This is a genomic window from Nocardia sp. NPDC051900, assembly GCF_044452545.1.
GTDB lineage: Bacteria > Actinomycetota > Actinomycetes > Mycobacteriales > Mycobacteriaceae > Nocardia > Nocardia sichangensis.
This window is the reverse complement of the sequence record NZ_JBITBU010000009.1, coordinates 299,382-319,925: the sequence shown is the minus strand read 5'-3', so window position 1 is coordinate 319,925 and position 20,544 is coordinate 299,382. Positions and strand designations below refer to the sequence as shown.

Below are 20,544 nucleotides of genomic sequence, written 5' to 3'. Positions count from 1 at the left end.
GCCTTTGTCGGTCGGTGCATGTATTGGGGTGAATACCTCCCCGATCGACGCCGCCGGTAAACCCCGGCCTCCACTTCCGCAGCGCCGGACTTGGAACGCTTGCGCGGTGGGCTCTACCACTGCCCGGCCACCGACCCGGCGCGTACCGCGGTGTAAATCTCCCGTTGCCGGCGAAACCGGTTGTCCCGCACGACTCCCCAGAGGTGGTGCGGGACACCGGTCAATGCTTCGCCGACTGTCCGGGCACGTCGATCACCATCGTGGGACCGAGCGCCGATCGGGTGCGCAGATGGAAAGCGACCAGTCCGACCAGCACGCTCGCGGTGAACCAGCCCAGTTGCACAGCCAAACCCGTGAACAGTGTGGTGTCGGAGAAACCGTGATGTTCCCCCTGTTTCGTGGAGTCGAGATGCTGGACTTCAGGCCACGAGTTGGATGGACGGTTGCATCATTTCGTACTCGATCGGTGTCCGCATACCGAGGGCTGAGTGACGGCGGCGTCGGTTGTGGAAGATCTCGAGGTAGTCGAAGATGGCGTTGTCGTAGCAATCGCCGATCGAGCCCATCGAGGGCACCGGCCCCGACTTGCGGGCGCGGTCGGTGAAGGCCCACGAGGTGAATTGAACGCCGTGGTCGGAGTGAATGATCGTGCCGGATGCCGGCGATCGGTTCGAGATCGCCATCCCGAGCGCGTTGGTGACCAGCGCCGCGGTCTGGGTCGAGTCGATCGACCAGCCGACCACCCGCCGGGAATGGTGTCGAGCACGACCGCGCAGTAGACCTTGCCTTCCCAGGTGTAGCGCTCGGTGATGTCGGTGACCCACAACTGGTTCGGTCGTGATCGGGTGAACGCCCGGTTGACCAGGTCACCGGCGGTCGGGGTCTGATGCCGTGGGCGTGCGCGCTTGACGCCGGGCAGGCCCTTGATCCCGGCACGCGCCATCAACAGCTCGACCTGGTTGTATCCGACACCGATACCGAGACCGAGGGTGAGTTCGGCGTGCACCCGCGGGGCGCCGTAGGTGCCGCGGGAGGCGGCGTGCACGGCCCGGATCTGGTCGGTGAGCCAGGCATGGCGGATCGCTCGCTGCGAGGGTGGACGCGATCTCCATCGCGGCGCGGATCTGGTCGCGCTCGTCGGTTTTCATCGGGCATCCTTGGTCACGGTGATGCGGGTGCGGTCATGGCTGTCGGCGTAGCCTCGAAGCTTGTTGGCGTTGGCGCGTAGCCGGTCGCCGAGTGGGCCGGGAACCCGGGCGGCCCGGATGTCCATGGCGGTGGCGCGCTCGCGGAGCTGGGTAGCGTGCTGATCGGTGCGTATAGCGTTGCCGCAACCAGGGACGCAGTGGTCGAGGCTGGGTGTGTCTTTGACTCCGTCGCGGTGGCAGAGGGCGGTGGCCCGCTTGTAGTGGCAGAGCAGCAGCGGAAAAGCCCTGGTCAGCCGTTAGTCGGTGACCGCAGACCAGTGGTGGCCCGCAGCTCGCCGAGCAGGGCGTTCGGCAGCGGGCGGGCAGGCTCCGGCCGGAAACCGTAGTATCGGCGCACCATTCGCTCGTATACCCGGCTCGGGAGCAGCCTGCGGGTCCAGAAGGACAAGCGGACGTCGCGGCCGCACAGGTAGGTCTGCCGTGGCCGGTCCGAGGCCAGGATCATCGCGACCTTGTCGGCCACCGCGGCGGCGGGCTGTCCCGCGGCCAAGTAGCCGCGTACGAGGTCCAGAACGGCGGCGCGGTCGTGGTCGTAGGCGGAGATCGGGCTCGACACGTGTCGCGCCGTGTCGATGATCGGGGTGACCGTCCATCCCGGGATGAGCACCGACACCTGGATGCCCGACCCGGCGGCCTCCATGCGCGCAGCCTCGCCGATCCGCTCGACGGCGGCCTTCGTAGCCGAGTACCAACCGCCGTATGGCTCGGCGACGGCGCCCGCTCCCGAACTCACGACGATCACGCGGCCTGCGCCTCGGGCGCGCAGCAACGGCAGCACCGCGCGCAGTACTCGGTGCGTGCCGAGGACGTTGGTGTCATAGAGCGCCGCGGCCTCCGCGGGCGTGGTCTCCTCGACCGCGCCGACGACGCCGTACGCCGCGAAGGTGACGACCGCATGGATGCTGCCGTGCCTGGCGTGCACGTCGCGAACCCAGCGGTTCACCGCCTCTTCGTCGCGCACGTCGACCCGGGCGATTCCGGACGCGGCGACCCGGTCGCATCCCTCGACCGTGTACCCCAGCGCCGCAAGGCGTTCCATGGTGGCCGCGCCCATGCCGTTGGCCGCTCCGGTGACGAGCACCACCGTCACGCGGCACACACCTTCAGTACCCGCGGCAGAACCTCCAGCCGCGCCGACTCCACCATCGTGACCTCGCCGTCCAACTCCAGCGGCGCCGGACGATCCGGCCGCAGCTCCACGACCGAATCCCGATGGCATATCGCCAGCGGCGACCGCCGGAATCGGCCCGCGTACAGTCCCGCGACCAAGCCGAGCGTCCTGAGCTTCCCCGCCTCGGCCCAGATGTTCACATCGAACCGGCCGTCGGCGCGGGTGACCGCCGTGTCGTAGCGCATGCCGCCGGCGAAGTGCACGCTCTTGAGCACGCCGATGTTGGTGATCGGGGCCGCGTGGCTCCAGTCGCCGCCACGAACGGCGACGGGCAGCGGCCGATGGGTGGCAAGGGTGGCCAGTGCGGTGGCGATGATGGCGGCCTCCACGCTGCGCGACTTGAGCCAGCCGACCACCCCGGTGGCGTGGTTGAAGGAATGATTGCCCGCGGCGACCAGCCCCATGCTGGCGTTGAGCAGGAAATAGCGCACCGCGCGCGTGCCGTCGGCCAGCAGCACGCAGGCCTTGCCCACGTCGACGAATTCGGCGCGCGCGGCGTCGACCCGCACCGGAACGGTGCCGATACGTCCGGTGCCGGGCACCGGTTTGTGGAAGTCGTTCGAACTGCCCAGCCCCACCGCGCCCAGTGCGCAGCCGGGAGCGCGCGGGTGGTCGGTGGCCGGGTCCATGAGCGCGTTCAGCACCAGGTTGACCATTCCGTCGCCGCCCGCGGCGACCAGCACCGGCGGCGGATCGGGTCGGGTGACGGCCGCGCGCACGACGTCGGTGGCGTGCCCCGCGTCGGCGGGCAGTTCGACCGACAGGTGCGGGTGACGGTCGCGCAGGGCGGATTCCACCGGCTCCCAGCGCCGCAGCGCGGTACCCGCGTTCGCTCGCGGGTTCAGGACGACGAGCACGAATCCTCCTCGATGCCGAGCCATCGGCGTAGTGCGTGGTGATCCCCCACCGTGACCAGTCCGGTCCGGGCCACGGCCGGCGGTATGCCGGTGGTGGGCGGGCCGATCAAGAAGACCGGGATGCCCAGTTGCGCGGCGGGACCGTCGTGAGCCGGGTCGTTGCCGACCATGACGCAGTCACCCGCGGCCGCGCCCAACTGGTCGAGCAGTTCGCGATAGAACTCGAGCCGCGGCTTGGCGCGGTGCATGGTGTCACCGCTGGTGACGAAGGCGAACGAAGCGAGATCGATTCCGCCCCAACGGATCCTGGCCTCGACGGTGCTGCGCGGCCACAGCGGGTTGGTCGCGACCACTTGCCGCGCACCCGCCTCCGCCAGCCCGCGCACCGTCGCCACCGCCGCCGGGCGCGGCGGGAAACACGCGCGCAGCCGCGCGAATTCGACCTCGGCCAACCGGGTGAGGCGGTCCGCGACCACGTCACGGCCGGTGCCGAGACGCTGGGCGAGCAGCCGCACCATCAGCTCCGTGTTGGTGTGGTCGCTGTCGTTGGCGCGCACGTCACCCATCGTGCGGCGCAGCAGGGGCAGGAAGCGGTGCGGTGGGACGAGATCGCGGAACACCCAAGCCGCGCCCGCGGGCATCAGCGTCGCGAAGGTGCGCCGCCGCTGCCCGATCAACGTGCCGTCCAGATCCCACAGCACGGTCGGCCGTGGGCTCATTCCTGGCTGTCCAGTACTGCTCGCAGGTCCGCTCTGGTCAGCCCGAGGCGGGCGGCGTAGTCGTCGATGCCGGGCGGCCGCGCACCGCCGAGCCCGGTGCGGGACCGGAGTTCCCCAGCGTATGCCGCGCCGAGGTCGTAGACCGTCTTGGCCAGCGCGGCGGGGAACAGCCACCGGCCGAGGTCACGCTGGAACACCCTGGTCAGACGGTAGGGCGCGACCAAGCGGGCCCCGACGGCGGCCGCCGCGCCCGGATTACGCAGCGAACTCATCCTGGCCGCCTCGGCGCCGGGGACCAGGAGCAGCCCGGACCACAGCCGCGCGAAGCCGTCCAGCTTCTCCCGCGCGTCAGCGGTCATATTGAATTCGGTGTAGGCCTTCTCGATCCGGGAGGTGTGGGTGGAACGGCTGCGCAGCAACGTGTGCACGTCGGCGACCTTGCGCGCGGTGTCGGCGCGGGTGAATCGGTCCACGCGGGGCGCGATCCGGTCCAGCAGCGCCGCGAAGTCGGGGTTCGGCACCAGCCGGTGCGCGAGGGCGAGGGCGTGGTACATCAGGCCCTCGCTGCCCGCCGCCGCGATCTGAGCGGAAAGCAGGTCGTAGTCGAGGTCCGTGCCCGCGTATCGGGCCAGGTTCCAGATGTCGCCGAGTTCGCGTACGCCGGTTTTGTAGTAGGGCAGGTGGATGCCCAGATGGTGCAGGTTGTCCTCGTGCGCCATCGCCCACGCGGGTACGCCGTGGAAGTCGATGGGACGCACACGTTTCCATATCGCGGCGTAGTCGACCGTGTAGGGCGCCAGCGGCGTGATCAGGCCCCAGTGCGTGCCAACCACGAGCGCGCCGTCGCGCGAGACGAACGACGGCAGGTGGTGGGATCGCTCGGCCCGCGCCTTGGGCGGCTTGCCGAGCAGCTCCGAGGTCGCGAACAGGCCGAGTTCACGGTAGACCTCGACGGCCGTGTCGACCTGGTCCGGTTCCAGCAGGATGTCCAGGTCGTTCATGCGCTTGTAGCGCGGGTCGCGGTAGATCTCGGTGGCGAAGAGCATGCCCTTGAGCACCACGCAGCGCACACCGCGTTCGTCGAGCCGCCGCACCAGCTCCACCGCCCCGGCCAGGCGGCGGTCGTTGGCGGTCGCGATCCGCTCGGTGACGGCGTCGAACCGCACCCGGACCAGGGGCGGCACCAGCTCGTACACCTCGGCGGCGATCAGCGAGCGCCGCGCCAGCGGGACGGTCGCGTTGAGCTGTGCCAACTCGAAGAAGGCCGCCCAATCGGTGACCCGGTGGGCCAGCTCGACCAGTTCCGCGCGTTCTTCGCCGCTGGGTGCGGCCAGCGCGGCGTGTACCAGCAGCCGTTCGGCGTCGGTCCCGTCCGCGGCGATCACGGTGTCGGTCATGTCAAGCGATCCCTTCCTGTTCGGGATGGAAGCCGAAGCGGCGGGCGACGGTGTCGATGCGGTCCAGTGCGCGGTCGAGGTGGTCGCGGGTGAGGGTGGCCATCATGCTGATCCGCAGGCGCTGCTGGTCGCGGGGCACGGCCGGGAATTCGACGCCGTTGACGAACACACCCTCCCGATGCAGAGCGGTGACCACGTCGGCGACGGCGAGACGCTGTGGTACGAGCAGCGGGATGATCGCGGTCTGCGGGTCGACGGCGAAACCCATCGCGCGCAGCCCGCGCACGAAGTAGCCGACGTTGTCGTGCAGTCGCGCCACGCGTTCGGGATGCGCGGCCAGGAACTCGATTCCGGCGAGCACCGCCGCGACCACCGAGGGGGCGAGCGCGGCGGAGAACATGTAGGAGCGGGCGAAGAAGCGCAGCGTGTCCACCAGGTCTCGCGACCCGGTGACGAAGCCGCCGGTGCCCGCGAAGACCTTCGAGAACGTGCCCATGGTCAGCTCCACCGATCCCGGACCGAGCCCGAAATGCTCGGCGGTGCCGTGCCCGCGCGCGCCGAGTACTCCGGTGCCGTGCGCGTCGTCCACCGCCAGCCACGCGCCGAAGGCGTCGCACAGCGCGCGGATCTCCGGCAGCGGTGCGATGTCGCCGTCCATCGAGTACACGCCCTCGACGGCCACCACCACGTTCGCCCCTGGATTGCGCCAGCGGATCTGCATCAGCCGGTGGCGCAGATGGCGTACATCGTTGTGCGCGAAGGCCATCGAGCGCACCCGGCCGAGTTGGATGCCGTCGTACAGGCTGGCATGGTTCTGTTCGTCGTAGAGCAGCACATCACCTCTGCGCAGCAGACCGGTCACCCAGCCGACATTGGCCGCGTAGCCCGAGGAGAAGACCATGGCCGATTCGCAGCCCTTCAGTTCGGCCAGCCGTTCCTCGAGCCGCCGGTGCAAAGTGGTGGTGCCGTTGAGCAAGGGCGGGCCGCCATGTCCCACACCGTATTCGCGAATGGCGGCGATGGCGGCCTCGACGATGCTCGGCTCGTTGCCCAGGCCGAGGTAGTTGTTGGACCCGAGCATGATCAGCTCGTCGGTCGCGCCGGTCGCCGGATCGCGCACCGGGACGACCGCGCCGGACGGCCCGGCCACTTCTCGCAACACGAACCCGCTGCCGCGAGCGTGCTGCGCGTAGGGCCGGAATTCCGCGAAGCGCTGGTCGAACGTGTGCGCGGCTGGGTCGAGATAGTGCTCCAGGCTGAAATTCTCGCCGTGGGCCAGATCCGGTGCGGTCATGGTCGTCGCTCCTGCCCGAGGGTCACGGTTCCCGCGCGGCCGTCCAGCACCAGGACGTCACCGTTTCCGATCAGGCGGGTGACTCCGGGCACGCCGACGACCGTGGGGATACCGAGTTCGCGTCCGATGATGGCGGTGTGGGAGAGCAGGCTGCCTCGTTCGCTGACCAGGCCGCCCGCGGCGACCATGAGGAACACCCAGCCCGGATCGGTGGTCGCGGCGACGAGGATCTGCCCATCGATCGCGACGTCCGGATCCGGGGTGTCCAGGACCAGCGCGGGAGCCTCGACACGACCTGGGGCGCAACCGATTCCGTGCAGTACGCGCGCTCCCTCGGCAGCGTCCGGGCCCGGTTGCTCCAGTGCCGGATCGCTGATCCCCGACGCGGCGATCCCGGTCGTGACGATGCGGGAGGGCAGGCGCTGAGCCTGCCAGCGGTCGTAATCCGCCTTGCGGAGGGCGACGGTACGCGTGATGTCGGTGTCCACCGCCGTTCCGCGGGTGAGAGCCGCGATCTCCTCGTAGGTCAGCCAGAAGACGTCGCGCGGATCACCCACCAGGCCGTCGGCGTGCAGTCGCCTGCCGTACTCCCGGAACACCCGCTTGAGGAGACCGAAGGCGCGGCTGCGGCCGAGCCGCATGTTCTCGCGCTGCTTCACGTGTTCGCGGGCGAGCCGGAGCGCGAGCCGGAAAACCCACCGCCGCACGCCTTCACCTGCGAACAGTTCGGCCGCCGTCCGCTCGGCCGCACGCCGGATCGCCTGCTCACGCGCGATCATGTCATCGGCGTTCTGCCCGCCACGCAGGTAATTCCGCAGCATGGGCACCAGTCGTTCGGGGTGCTCGCCGAGCGGATCGGTCTCCAGCTTGAGTTCGTCCACCGTGCGGTCGCCGAACTCGGCGATGTGGCGCAGGCACGCCGCGCGGAAGGTCGCGAACCGGTCTTCCGACAGTGCGGCCCACACTTGCCGCGCGGTGGAAGGACCGTCGAACAGCCCACGCAACGCCGAGTCGCCGCGCACCCGCGCGGTCAGTGCCAGTGCCGACCGCACCGGATCGACGCTGTCGACACCGTCCTCGCCGCAGAACAATTCGTTGCGCAGGGTGAGCGCCGCTTCCTCGGCGAGACCGGCTCGGCGCAACTGCAGTCCGACCACATGGAACATCTGCTGGGCGAGGAAATCGTTGAAGATCTGCACCGAGTAGGCGGGCACGAGTTCGTCGAAGAAGCGTTCGGTCCACGCCAGCAACGCGTGTGCGTCGCGGTCGCGCTCCGGCCGATCCTCGTCCAGCCTGCGTTCGAGGTCTGTGGTTGCCGCCGCCAGCGCCGTGAAGAACGCGCGCAGCCGCCGTGGCAGCCGCAGCCAGCCGAGCAGGATGATCGCGAACACACGCAGGCGCAGCGCGATCGCGCGCAGCCGGGCGATACCGCGGGCAGGCGCAGGCGGTCGCTGGTATCGGTTCTCGATATTGAGCGCGGCCTCCCAGCCTTCGATGGCGAATTCCATGCCGGGGATCTCGAGAAACAGGCGGTACCAGTTGCTGATGTTGTAGTAGATCCGGCCGCGCGCGGTGCCGACCAGGTACGGATACAGATCGGCGGCGTTGCGCTCGACGATCCGCGCGGTGGCGCCGAAATCGCGGTGACACGTTCGGAAGACCCGCTCATAGGCGGTACGCAGCACCGAGAACGTCAGCGGGCTCGACAGCCCCGGATACGACTCCGCGACATTGACGTTGTCGAATACCGTCTCGCGTGCGCCGGTCGCGGTGACCGGTCTCACCTGCAACAGGTGCAACCGCCCGTCCGGCGTGTAGGCGAACTCGACATCCTGCGGTGCGCCGAAGCGGTCCGCGAGTGCGCCCGCCACCTCGGCCAACTCCTGGATCTCCGTGTCCGACAGCGCAGCCACGGTCAGCGGGTCGGCGAGTTCTTCGACCGTGGTCCCCGCGCCGTGCGGCGAGGGTGCGACCCGGCTGCGCTTGTCGGCGACCACTCGTGAGGTGATGGCGCCGGTGCCGCGGTCGACGAAGTAGGTATCGCAGTCCACCGTGCCCGCCACCACGCCTTCGCCCAGCCCGAGCGCGGCCGCGACCACGGCTTCGGAGGGATCACCGCTGCGCGGATTGCAGCTGAACACCACCCCCGAGACGGCGCTGTCGAGCAGTACTTGCACCACCACGGCGCAGGCGACCGGCGCATTGTCGAGACCGCGGCGCGCCCGGTAGAACAGCGTGCGCTCCGACCACGCGGAGGCGAGTACCGTCCCGATCGAGGCGGGCAGATCAGCGGCCCCGACGTTCAGCACGGTGTCGAGCTGTCCGGCGAAGGAGTCGGTCGCCGAATCCTCCCCGCGCACCGACGATCGCACGGCGAAGCGCACCTCGCCCGCGGCGGCCGGAACGGCGGCGGCCAGTTCGGCGACCACGGCGTCGAGTTCGGCGGCGATATCGCCGGGCAGGGTGCATCCCTCGACGAGAGCGCGGATCCGGGACGACACCGACCGCAAGGCGGCCGGGTCGTCCGGATCGAGTTCGGCGAGCAGTCCCGCGATGGCGTCGGCGGACGGAGCCAGCAACCGCGCGCACGTATCGGTGCTCAGCACGGCGAACGGCGGCACGCGATATCCGGCGGCCTGCAGTCTGGCGAGGTTGGCGGCCTTGGCTCCGGCGTGCGCCGCGGCCGCCGGGTCCGCCGCGAGGGTTTCGGCGCGCAGTATCGCGCCGGTGGTGGCACTGGTCATCGTGCGGCCTCCTGTCTGGTCCGGGTCGCCGGGACGGCGCGCCCGCGCCGGGTCAACCGCACCAGGACCGGGTCGGGGGTGTTGGAGATCTCCGGGTGCTCGCGCACCCGCATCCCGTTCACCAATTCGATGTCGTAGCGCGACAGCACCATCGCCAGACCCACCCGGATCTCGATCAGCGCCATCTGCTGGCCGACGCACAGATGCGCGCCCCAGCCGAAGGGGAAGTACCGGAACGGCGGGCGCGCCCGGTTCCGCTCCTTGGTGAACCGGTCGGGATCGAAGGTCAGCGGCGCGTCCCAGAACCGCGGCAGGCGATGGTTGACGAACGGGCTGATCACGACGATCGCACCGGGTCGCAGGTCGAACCGGTCGAAATGGTCCGGCTCGAGCGCGGTACGGCTGAACGCCCAAGCCGGCGGATGCAGGCGCATCGCCTCATCGATCACGCGGCCGGTGTACTCCAGCCGGGGCAGCGCGGCCCGCACGGCGTCCGGGTCGTCCGGCGCGTCCGGCAGCGCGTCGATCTCGGCGCGCACCCGGTCGAGCACGACGGGGTTGCGGCCCAGTTCGTAGATCGTCCAGGCCAGCGCCGCTCCGGTGGTTTCGTGACCGGCGAGCAAGAAGGTCAGCACCTCGTGCCGCAGCTGCGCGTCGTCCATCGCGTGTCCCGCGTCGTCGCGGGCGGTGAGCAGCCGGGCGAGCAGTGACCCGGCGTCGTCGTCGGTTCGCCGGTGCCTGCCGATCACCTCGTCGACCACGTGGTGCAACCGGCGTCGCACTTCCCACAGCCGCCGGTTACCCGGAGTCGGGAGGCGCGGCGGCAGCTGGATCGGCGCGGCCATATGCCGCATGACCCACGAAACGCCCTGGCGCACGTCGTCTTCGATCTGCGGAAGCACGCCGTCGAAGTCCGCGCCGAGTACCGCGCGGCACACCACGTCGGCGGCGAATCCCATCAGCTCGGGCACCAGGTCGAAGGCCGCGCCGTCGGCGGCGCGGGCGTCCAAGCGGGTGCGCATCCGCTGTCCGCACTCGACCATCAGCGGGATCTCGGACTCCACATGACGGCGCGTGAAAGCCGGTTTGATCAGGGCGCGCTGACGTTTCCACAGCTCGCCGCCGCTGGTCAGCAAGCCGGGACCGAGCAAATGGTTCAGGCTTCGGTAGCTGATCCCCTTCTCGTAGCGCCCCGCACGGCTGACCAGCACTTGCTCGATGTGCTCGGGTTCGACCAACAGGTGCACGTGCTGGTGCGCCAGGCGGAGCCGGACACTGCCGTAGTGGAGCGCGGACTCGTAGAACAGACCGAGCGGGTCGGTCCGGTACCGGGCGTAGACGCCCAAGGGATGCCTGGTGGACGGGCCGTCGAGGCGGCGCTCGCCGGTCCCGGTCGTCGGTGTCACCGCGCCACGTCTCCCCCGCGCACGGCGCCGACCAGTTCGTCCGCGTCGCCGTCCAGCAGGCGCCGCGCCGCGGCGCGCTGGACTTTGCCGCTGGTGGTCTTCGGGATGCTGCGCGGCGCGACGATCCGCACACCGGCCGCCAGCACGCCGGTGCGTTTGCTCACCGCGGCGCGTACCGCACGGGCCAGCGCGTCGTGCTCCGTCCGCGCCACGGCGGATTCGACGATCAGGTGCAACTGTTCCGATCCGGCGTCGGCATCGGTTCGTCCCAGCGCGACCACGCCGCCCGGCCGCACTCCCGGCACCTGCTCGGCGGCGATCTCGAAGTCGGTGGGCAGGTAGTTCGCGCCGCGGATGATGATGAGGTCTTTGCGTCGCCCGGTGATCCGCAACCGCCCGTCGCGCAGGTAGCCGATGTCCCCGGTGTCCCACCAGCCCTGCGTCCGGGTGGCGGCGGTGGCTTCGGGCAGCCGGAAGTAGCCGGGCGTGGTGGACGGCCCACGGAATTGCACCCGGCCGAGCAGATTCGCGCCGCACGGCGTTCCGTTCTCGTCCACCACGCGGACTTCGGTGCCCGTCACGGGCGCTCCGCAGTCGACGATGTCGAGCGCGTCGCCGTCACCGGCCGGGACATCCACCGCGACGCCGTCTTCGGCCAGTCCGCGCCGGGAGACCGAGTCGAACGCGATCGGCGCCCGCGGATCGGACACCGTCACCGCGAGCGACGCCTCGGCCAAGCCGTAGCACGGTACGAGCGCGTCGGAAGGCAGCCCCCAGCGGCCGAACCGGTCGACGAACCGCCGCACCGTGGGCGGATGGATCGGTTCGGCGCCGCAGAACAGGAACCGCCATGCGGACAGATCCACTCCGTCGAGTTCACCGTCGGCGATGCGGGCGGCGGCGTATCCGTAGGCGAAATTCGGTGCGGCGGTGACAGTTCCGTGATGCCTGTGCACCGCGCGCAGCCAATCGGCCGGATGGCGCAGAAACCGGTTGGGCGGGATCAGCACCGCGTCGATGCCACGGAACAGCGGTGTGAGAAACCCGCCGATCAGGCCCATGTCGTGGTGCAGCGGCAGCCAGCCCACCCAGGTGTCGCCGGGTCCGATCGCGGCGGCGCGGGCGATCTGCTCGCAGTTGGCGGCCAGATTCGCGTGGGTGACCTGAACCCCCTTGGGCGTGCCGGTCGAGCCGGAGGTGGCTTGGATGAACGCCAGATCCTCCGGTGCGGGCAAGTGGGGCGCGAGCGCGGGAGCGCCCGGTGTGCCTGCCAGCGCATGCAGTGCCGACGCGTCGATTGTCGCCACCGACGCGGGCACTGGCAACGTGGTGAGCACCGCCGGAGTGCTCACCACGGCCGCCGGTTCCAGATAGGCCAGCAGCCGGGTGAACCGGTCCAGGAAGATTTCGGCGGCCCCGAAGCCGCCCGGCGTGGCGATGGCGGTGGGCACCGCGCCGAGCGACAGTGCGCCGAAGAAGGCCGTGACGAACTCCGCCGAGGTGGGCAGGCACAGCAACACGCGGTCGCCCCTGCGCACGCCGTCGGCGGCCAGTCCCGCCGCGGCGCGGCCCGCAGCGCTCACCAGATCATCGTGGCGCCAGCGGATTTCGTCGTCGTGCCGGGCAGCGGCGCGCTCGGCCAGGATCACCGTCGACGCCGCCGCCGTACCTCGGTCGCCGCCGGACAGCAGCGCGTGCACGATGCTCGGGTGTTGCGGGCGCAGTGTCCCTGATGACGCGGTCATGGCTGGTCCTCGACATAGCGCACGATCGTCGCGACCGTGGTCAGCCGGACGGCGACGTCTTCCGGAATGCTCACGGAGAACTCCTGTTCGAGCTGAATGGTCAGTTCGATGGCGGTCGGCGAATCGAGTCCGTAGTCGATCAGCGGCGCCGCCGGATCCAGATCGGTCGCGGGCACCCACAGCACCTCGCCGACGATCGCGCGGACCCGCGCCTCCAGGTCCGCCGAGCCGATGTCGTCACGTGCACTCATCCGAGCAACTTCCCTTCCGTCACGCAGGCGCGCACCGATTCCTCGAGGTCGACGTCGTCGGCGGTGTCGATGCGGTGAAACGCCACTTCCGGGAACGCGGTCGCGAGGGTCTCGCGCACCCGCTCGTATCCCGAGCGCAGGGTGGTCAGCCGCTCGGCGGTCTCATGGGCCTCGACGGGCCCGTGTGCCGACCGCCGCGCACAGCGGGCCGCGGCCTGGCCGGGCGGTGCGTCGAGCCACAGCACCGCGTCCGGCAGCGTGGTGCGGAACCGTTCGCCGAAGCCGGATACCGCGCCGGCGATGTCGCGACCGACCAATTCCGCGATCTCCGACAGCAGCAGCCACGGGTCCGGCGAGCTGCCCAGCCGTTCGGCCTGGGCGTGCTGCCACGCGAGGATGTCGGCGAACGTGCCCGGTCGATGCCGTTCGAGCACCGCCGCGATCTCGTCCTGTCGCGCGCGGCAGCGCCCGTCGGTGCCCGCCAGCGCCACGTACAGCGGACCGTAGACGAGCAGTTCGATCAGCGGATGCCGTTCGCACACCAGCACATCCGGTTCCCAGGTGCGCAGGAAGTGCTGTTCCACCGGCCCGAACAGGGTCATCTGCAGGTACATCGCGGTGGCCTTCATCGCGACGTCGCCGATCTCGTCACAGCCGACGCTGAAGGCCCGCAGCTGCCGGGACAGATCAGCGAGCGGAACGTCGCGGGTGTCGTGGAAATCGGGGCAGGTCATCGACGCGAACCCACCGGCGTCGGTCCGCACCGCCAGCGCGCGGAGCGCGGCCAGCACCGAGGACTTGCCCGCGCCGTCGATGCCGACCAGGGCCACCCGGCGGGTGTACGAGCCGCTCATCGGTCGTCCTCGCGCAATTGGGTCAGCACCGCGCTGGTGATCTCGGCCTGCGCCGCCGTGCCGTCGAGCCGGATCCAGCCCAACTCGTCCGACAGCGCGTCGAGCGCCTCGTGGCTGCGCTGCTGGAAGGCCAGGAACGACTCCTCGTCGCCGTAGCCGCTCTCGTAGTCGCTGCGCAACCGTTTGCGGCTCAGCGCGTCCTGCGGCCGCACCGCGAGGTAGAAGGTGCGATCGGGTTCCGGGAACCCCGCCGCCAGGCTGCGCAGGACGGCCGGGTCGCCGCCGTGGGCGACTTCGGTGGCGTAGTACTTGTACCAATACGCGTTCGCGAGCACGATGTCCGCGCCACGCTCGGCGGCCAGGTCCAGTGCCAGCTGCATGGCGTGGAACAGGAAGTGCGCGCGGCTGAGCGGGGTGAGCATCTGGAGGTAGCCGTAGATCTCCGCGGGACTCCCCCACGGGAGTTTCGAGGAGACCTTCGGGTCGAGGAAGGCGTCCCAGATCGTCACCGCCGCGACACTGTGGCCCTGCGCCTCGAATTCCGCGGCGATCCTCGCCACCTGGGTGGTCTTGCCCGAGCCGTCACCGCCCGCGAGACAGATCAGGCGTTTACGTGCGGTCAGTGTCGTGTCCTTTCCGGAGCCGCGCGTCACGCGAGGTGATGCGACAGGATCTGCCACCTCCGTGGCGGTTTCGGGGAGAGCGGGGGGCGGCGAGTCTTCCTCCGGCCGCGCGCGAGCGGCGACGTCCGCTCGCCGGTGATCCGCGGACGGTTCGCCGCTCACGGGGGCCGTGACGGAGTCCGCGTCCAGGATCCGCACCACTCCCGCGCTGCCGTCGATTCGGATCCGCTGACCCGATCGCACGACACTCGTCGCGCCCGCAACGTTCAGTACGGCGGGGATGCCGTACTCGCGTCCGATCACGGCGGCGTGCGACAGCATGCCCCCCACCTCGGTCACCACACCCGCCACCAAGCCCAGCGCGGGAGTCCAACCCGGGTCGGTGAATCTCGTGACGAGGATGTCGCCGTCGCGCAATTGGTCGAGGTCGGTGAGCGCGGTGATCACCCGCGCCGTGCCCTCCGCGACACCGGGACTGCATCCGAGTCCGGACAGGTCGCCGTCGGCGACGGCGCGCACCGCGGCCACGGTCACCCCGCCACCGAGTTCGTGCGGCGGCGTGAGATCGCGATAGGCCGCGTACATCGCACGGCGGTAGGCGATCACGGGCGCGAGGTCCGCCGCGTCCGCGCGGCCCGCGACCAAGTCGGTGAGCTCGTGGATGGTCAGCTGGAACGCGTCGTCGGCGTGCTCGAGCGCGCCGGCGGCGGTCAAGCGCGTGCCCGCCTCCACCACGTAGGCGCGCACGACGGCGTAGCACTGCGACGAGAATTCCCGCATCCGTTCCCTGGCCACGAGGTAGCGGCGCATCCGCTCGATCTGCTTGTCCAGCGCCTTGGCGTAGCGCACCCGTGTCGCCGGACGAGCCCGAACCCGGGCTCGGACCGCCGCCGACTCGGACTCGTAGCGCTTGCGCTGCTCCACCAGCGTGGCCGCCGGGTCGGCAGGCGCGGTGCCGTGTTCGAGCATCACCGCGATCATCGATCGCACCCGCTGCGGGTCCTCCGACCAGCGCGGGCAGGTGAGGTCGAGTTCGGCGTCGGCGTGGAAGCCCTGCTCGGCGAGGAAGGCCGCGAGCGCCACCTCCCACTCCGGGCTGTCCATGCCGAATTCTTGTGCGACACGGTGTAATTCGACGATTCCGCGTTGCAGCGCCATGTGGCTGATCTCGGCGAGACCACCCATCAGGTCGATGGCGGAGCTGGCCGCGCCGGTGGCCGCGTCGACCTTGTCCAGCAGCTGTTTGAAGTCGGTCTGCACGCTCGAGTTGTGATAGATCGTCGTGAAGTAGGTGCGCTCGGTCGTCGCGTGCAAGGTGAGCAGGCAGTCGGCGAGGTCGGCGGCGAAGGTCGCCTGGTCGGTCCGGGGCAGCGCGCGCACCCGCTCGCGCCACGCCGCGTACTTGGCGGGCCAGCTCGCGGCGAACGCGTCGACGGCGGCGAGCTGTTCGCGATAGCTGCGCTGCACCGCCAGCGCGACGGGCAGCGCGCGGGCGATGGTCAGCGGCGTGTTCGGCGTGCGGATCGGCCCCTCGGGGCCGTACTCGTTGAGGACGCCCAGGTCGTCGTCGAAGTGCTGTTCGTCGAAGCCGGGTATGCGCTGGAAGCACTGCTTCACCGCGCTCACGTTCCAGTAGGCCCGGCCGTAGTACATCGCCATCCAGTCCGGCTCTTCGCCCGCCGCGGCCAGGCCCAGCCCCTCGAAGAACCGCTGCATCGAGTACTGGAAGGCGTTGTCGTACAGCGAGAACATCATGGGTGTGCACACCCGGGCCGAGACGCCGCCGTCGCGCAGGTCCGCATCGGAGAACTGGTCGATGTCGGTGCGCCAGCTGATCGCGGTGACCGCACGCGACTGCAGTAGCCACAGTGCGCCGTCGCCATCGATCGCCCATTCGATGTCCTGCGGCCGATGCCTGCGGGCCTGCACCGCGAGCAATAGCGCCGCCATAGCTTCGGTGTCGGCGCCGTCGAGCCGGACATCCTCGTCGCCCGCCTCGCGCGCGACCACGCCGCCGTCGGACAGCCGCAGTGTGTAGCGAGTGGGGGTGACCTGCCCGGAGACCAATCGCTCGCCCACGCCGTGACAGGCCTCCAGCACCGCGTGCTCCTCGATGCCGGTGAGCACATCGATGCTGAAACCGACCCCGGCGCAACGTGCCTCGACCATGCGCTGCACCAGGACGGCCACCGTCGCCTCGGCATCGGCCATGCCGCGGCGGGACAGATACGCCCGCACCCGCTCGTTGCGTACCGAGGCGCGGCACCGTTCGATGTGCGTCCGCAGCGCGTCCGCGTCCGCGACGTCCAGATAGGACTCGTACTGGCCCGCGAAACTGGCGTCGTCGAGATCCTCGAGGACGCCACTGGAGCGCACGGCCACCGGGAACCCGCCGATGGCCCGCACCCAGCCGGACAGATCGTCGTCGCCGACGCCGTCGAGGTCCAGATCAGCGGGCACGACGAAACCGGCTGGGACGGCGAATCCGTCGGTCAGCAACTCGTGCAGAGTGGCGGCCTTGCCGCCGGCCCGAGCGGGGGCGAAGTCGGCCGCGCCCAGGAACATCGGGGCGGACGCGGTAGTCGGAGTGATCACGGTGGTGGCTCCTGTCGGCAGCAGAACCGGGCGCAGGTCGTGACGAGCGGCCAGACTTCGTGCCGCGCGGACACCGGCCACGGTGAGCGCGCCGTAGGACGGGCTCGCGGTGCGCGGCTCGAAGCCGAGCAGCAGCGTCTCGGCCATGCACGCGTAGACGATTCCGGCGGGCAACCCGGTTTCGGGTAGGGACGGGGTCTGGCCGAGCGGCAGCGCCATGCGGCCGCCGTCGACCAGGGTGAGATGCGGATGCTCGGCGACCGCCGGGTCCACGTCGCCAGGTACGGCCAGATCGCAGACGAGCACCGGGTGGTGCGCGGCGAGATGTCGCGCGGTGATCAGCGGCTGCGCCGAGTTGGTGGCGGTCAAGACCACCCGGCAGTCACGCAGTGCGGCCAGGTCCTCGCTCACGACCACCTCGCCGGGCAGTCCGGCGGCCACCCGGCGCAAGCGCGTCCCCGCGCCCGGCCTGCCCACCAGGACCAGCGAATCGGCCAGCGGAGCGAGCAGTTCGGCCATGACCGCGCCGATATTGCCGAGTGCGCCGAGGATGCCGACCCGCCGCTGCCCCGACGGCAGCGCGGCCAGTTCGGCGCTGAGCACCTCGTAGGCGCAGGCCGCGGTGAGCGAATTGCCGGAGGTGACCGTAACGGTGTCCTCCGTCACCTCGCGTGCGGCATCGGTGACGATCGAGGTGTAGCCGCCGAGCCCGATCACCGTCGCTCCGGCCGCGATCGCCTGCTCTACCGCGTGCCACACCAGTTCGCGCACGTAGGTCCGCTCGCCCGCACGCTGATGCGCCACGATCTGTTCGGCGGTCAGCGGCAGCGCGAACACCATCATCTCGGCCTCGGCGCCGGTGGGCGAGGAGATCGTCCGCCTGGTCAGTTCGAAGGGATCGGCGACGGGGCGCAGACGTTCGAGCAAGGCGGCGAATTCCGAGTCGCTCCAACATTCCAGCTCGGGGGCGAGCCTGCGCAGGTCGACCGTCTCGGGCAGGTTCGCCAGGAACGCCACCTTGGTCGGCGCGTGCGGGTCGCGCGCCGGCGGCATATCGGCGCGCCGTGGCAACGGAGCCCGCTCCGTCACCGTGGGCTTCGTGGTGACGGGAGCGGCCAAGTGCGCCAGCAGCACGTCGTATCGCCCACGGTGCAACAGTGCCGCGACGTCGTCCAGCGCCGCCGCCAGCCGCGCCATGTCGCCTTGGGTGACGAACGCCGAGGGCTGGACGCGCAGGGTGGTCGGTGCCGAGAGGGTGGGCAGCACGCGGATCGCGTGCCGGTGCAGGAGGTATCCGGCGACCACGTAGCCGAACATGTCGGGCGCGCAGACCTCGCGCAGCAGCGCCGATTCCGGCTCCGGCGCCCGCAGCTGCACGCCCTGCAGGAGCCCGCGCCCACGCACCGCCACGATCTCTCGCGGCCAGCGGCGGGCCACTTCGTCCAGCTGCGACCGCAATCGCGCTCCCGCATCGCTGATCCGGAGTTGGTTGTCGCGCAACAGGTCCAGCGCCGCGTCCGCGACCGTCGCCGACAGCTCGTCGTCGGCGAAGGTGGAGGTGTGGTAGCGACCGAAGTCGGACACGGCATGCGCGCGGTCCACCAGCAGCGCGGCGATCTTCACCAGTCCGCCGCCGAGCGATTTCGACATCAGGTAATAGTCAGCGCGCACACCCGAGGGAGCCGACGCCAGGAACGTGCCGGTTCGGCCCATGCCGCACTGGATCTCGTCGAAGACCAGCGCCGCGGTGTGCCGATCCGCGAGTTCCCGCAAGGCGCGCAGGGTGTCGGCGGGAACCTCCCGCACACCGCCTTCGCCTTGGACGGGCTCGGCGAACACCGCCGCGACGGGCGACAGCCGCCGCCACGTCCGCACGGGCGCGCCGTCGGCGCCGAAGCCGATGACACCCACGGTGCACAGCTCGTCGGCGAACGCGTCCGCCACCTCGTCCGGCGCCCAGGTGTCGAGCCGCCACCGCGGCGGGCCTGGCACCACCAGGTCGGCCGGGGTATCGGCCTGTTCGGTCAGCGCGAAGGCGCCGGCGCTCTTTCCGTGGAACGCGCCCGCGAGCGAGACGAACACCGGTCCGCGCTCACGCAGCCGCGCGATCCGGCCCAGCGATTCGGTGAGTACGACCGCGGCGGTCCGCGGCTCGGCGTCCCCGGCGGGCGCGGATGGGCGCACATCGTGCAGGCGGTCGCGGCGCAGCCGGCGCAGCGTCCGCCGTAGCTCGGCGTCCAGTTCGCTCAGGGCGCGCGCGTGCGCGACCGCGGCGTGCCGGATCGCCGCCTCGACCGCGTCGGCTCCGGTGGAACCCAATGTCACCACGTACTCCCGGCCGGTAGACGCACCGACCGACTCGGACAGCCGCCGCGCCAACCGCGCGGCGCCGGGCCGGACACTGCCCTGCGCCACGAATGGCACCTGCTGGTTCAATGTCGCGGTCGCGGCACGTACCAGCGCCGGATGGTTGTGACCGAACAGTGCCGCGCCGAAACCGCCGACGAGATCCAGCACCCGGGTCCCGTCCGCGCGGACGAGATGGTCGCCTTCCGCGGCGGTGTACATCACGTCCAGGTGGCAGGCTCGCAGCAATCCGGCCAGGCCGGGTCGGTTGTAGTCGGCGAAATCGCCGAACGAGTCGGATCCGGTGCGCGGCAATTGTTCCTGCCACCCCGCGCCCGTGGTCACGCGCACGCCTCGGCCCGGGTGTGCCGCGTACGAGTCGTCTTCGCCGCAACGCACGCGATCACATCGCGCGCGGTATGCAGCATGGCCGCCTCCTCGTCGGAGATCGCGATGCCGAACTCCCGCTCCAGCTCGATCACCAACTCCACCGACCGAACCGAGTCCAAGCCATAATCCAGCAACGGCGTGTCCGGTGCTATTTCGACCACGTGCAGACCACGCGAGAACATCGTGAGAACTCGTTCGGTCAGGGCATCGAATTCATTCATTCAGCGCCTCCTTCATCGCGCGCCAGACCTTTCCACCGGCGCGGAACATCTGTGCCGATCGACGGCCCTCGGGCCGTTCGAAACCGGATATACACAGTTCATCGCAGGTTTTCGCACCCGCAGATTCCGCGCTCACTTGCCCTCCGATATCCGCGAACGGGACTGTCGATTCTCGCCGCTCGTCTTACCCGTGCGGCGTGCCACGACACCGTCCCGCGTTCTCACAATCTGTACACCCGCACTATGCGGGCTGCAATCCGAAACCCGTTGCAGAAAAGCATGTTTCGCCGGAAGGCAATTTTTCAGACAACTTCCTCGACTATGTTTCCGGAAACAAAGCCACGCACCACGGGAACCAGGCCGGGAAACGCACTGTCCCAGACGATTTGACAGCAGGGCGAGCGCAGTGGATTTACGTCACCTGTCACCGCTCGACACAATAAAGTGCCCGCTTTTGGAAACTGTGCAGTTCATGTGGCATTCATCCACTGGACAAGCGGTAATAAATACCAACCCATCGGTATTTAACACGCGAACTCCCCTTACCGCATCGCGGCCGGAACATGCAGTCACGTAACGACGTTTTTACGCTGCCCGCCAACGCGTTTCACCCATCTGGAGACCAGCTAACTCCTGGACCGCCACCGGCGTGTGACGCCTCTCATTACCAGCGGGTAGTATGCGTAAATGCTGTGACCGACCACAATCGGCTCACGCGCCCTC

At 69.9% G+C, this 20,544-nt stretch carries 15 protein-coding genes and 1 pseudogene; all 16 read right to left on the bottom strand.

Annotated elements, in window-relative coordinates:
- Positions 1–220 precede the first annotated feature (220 nt).
- The 16 genes and pseudogenes from ACIA5H_RS18130 to ACIA5H_RS18055 all read right to left on the bottom strand — a co-directional run bounded on the left by ACIA5H_RS18130 (position 221) and on the right by ACIA5H_RS18055 (position 19,821).
- Positions 221–349 (bottom strand): hypothetical protein, encoded by a 129-nt coding sequence (locus ACIA5H_RS18130; RefSeq protein ID WP_397076847.1) that lies wholly within the window; start codon positions 347–349, stop codon positions 221–223.
- Positions 350–419: 70 nt separating this feature from the next.
- Positions 420–743, bottom strand: a complete 324-nt coding sequence (locus ACIA5H_RS18125; protein ID WP_397076846.1) for a transposase — start codon at positions 741–743, stop codon at positions 420–422.
- Positions 744–925: 182 nt separating this feature from the next.
- Positions 926–1,054: pseudogene (locus ACIA5H_RS18120) on the bottom strand (transposase); the annotation flags it as partial.
- Between the two features lie 90 nt (positions 1,055–1,144).
- Complete coding sequence (locus tag ACIA5H_RS18115; protein WP_379250880.1) at positions 1,145–1,273, bottom strand: hypothetical protein; 129 nt, start codon at positions 1,271–1,273, stop codon at positions 1,145–1,147.
- A 164-nt stretch (positions 1,274–1,437) separates the two neighbouring features.
- Complete coding sequence (locus ACIA5H_RS18110) at positions 1,438–2,298, bottom strand: SDR family NAD(P)-dependent oxidoreductase (RefSeq protein ID WP_397076845.1); 861 nt, start codon at positions 2,296–2,298, stop codon at positions 1,438–1,440.
- Complete coding sequence (locus ACIA5H_RS18105; RefSeq protein ID WP_397076844.1) at positions 2,295–3,236, bottom strand: diacylglycerol/lipid kinase family protein; 942 nt, start codon at positions 3,234–3,236, stop codon at positions 2,295–2,297. The genes ACIA5H_RS18110 and ACIA5H_RS18105 overlap by 4 nt, the downstream gene beginning before the upstream one ends.
- Positions 3,221–3,955 (bottom strand): HAD family hydrolase, encoded by a 735-nt coding sequence (locus ACIA5H_RS18100; RefSeq protein ID WP_397076843.1) that lies wholly within the window; start codon positions 3,953–3,955, stop codon positions 3,221–3,223. The genes ACIA5H_RS18105 and ACIA5H_RS18100 overlap by 16 nt, the downstream gene beginning before the upstream one ends.
- The gene (locus ACIA5H_RS18095; protein ID WP_397076842.1) at positions 3,952–5,352 is read right to left on the bottom strand and encodes a nucleotidyltransferase family protein; all 1,401 of its coding nucleotides are present in this window, start codon (positions 5,350–5,352) and stop codon (positions 3,952–3,954) included. The genes ACIA5H_RS18100 and ACIA5H_RS18095 overlap by 4 nt, the downstream gene beginning before the upstream one ends.
- 1 nt (position 5,353) lies before the next feature.
- On the bottom strand, positions 5,354–6,646 hold the full coding sequence (locus tag ACIA5H_RS18090; RefSeq protein WP_397076841.1) for an aminotransferase class I/II-fold pyridoxal phosphate-dependent enzyme: 1,293 nt from the start codon (positions 6,644–6,646) through the stop codon (positions 5,354–5,356).
- Positions 6,643–9,390 (bottom strand): PEP/pyruvate-binding domain-containing protein, encoded by a 2,748-nt coding sequence (locus ACIA5H_RS18085; protein ID WP_397076840.1) that lies wholly within the window; start codon positions 9,388–9,390, stop codon positions 6,643–6,645. Before ACIA5H_RS18085 ends, ACIA5H_RS18090 begins: the two co-directional genes overlap by 4 nt.
- Entirely contained in the window at positions 9,387–10,796 is a 1,410-nt protein-coding gene (locus ACIA5H_RS18080; protein WP_397076839.1) for a cytochrome P450, read from the bottom strand. Before ACIA5H_RS18080 ends, ACIA5H_RS18085 begins: the two co-directional genes overlap by 4 nt.
- A complete protein-coding gene (locus ACIA5H_RS18075; protein WP_397076838.1) occupies positions 10,793–12,541 on the bottom strand; it encodes an AMP-binding protein in 1,749 nt (582 codons plus the stop codon). The genes ACIA5H_RS18080 and ACIA5H_RS18075 overlap by 4 nt, the downstream gene beginning before the upstream one ends.
- A complete protein-coding gene (locus tag ACIA5H_RS18070; RefSeq protein WP_355070700.1) occupies positions 12,538–12,792 on the bottom strand; it encodes an acyl carrier protein in 255 nt (84 codons plus the stop codon). Before ACIA5H_RS18070 ends, ACIA5H_RS18075 begins: the two co-directional genes overlap by 4 nt.
- Positions 12,789–13,646, bottom strand: coding sequence for a hypothetical protein (locus ACIA5H_RS18065; protein WP_355070698.1), 858 nt, complete (start codon positions 13,644–13,646; stop codon positions 12,789–12,791). The genes ACIA5H_RS18070 and ACIA5H_RS18065 overlap by 4 nt, the downstream gene beginning before the upstream one ends.
- Positions 13,643–19,555, bottom strand: a complete 5,913-nt coding sequence (locus ACIA5H_RS18060; RefSeq protein ID WP_397076837.1) for an aminotransferase class III-fold pyridoxal phosphate-dependent enzyme — start codon at positions 19,553–19,555, stop codon at positions 13,643–13,645. The genes ACIA5H_RS18065 and ACIA5H_RS18060 overlap by 4 nt, the downstream gene beginning before the upstream one ends.
- A complete protein-coding gene (locus ACIA5H_RS18055) occupies positions 19,552–19,821 on the bottom strand; it encodes an acyl carrier protein (RefSeq protein WP_379250902.1) in 270 nt (89 codons plus the stop codon). Before ACIA5H_RS18055 ends, ACIA5H_RS18060 begins: the two co-directional genes overlap by 4 nt.
- Positions 19,822–20,544: the final 723 nt, after the last annotated feature.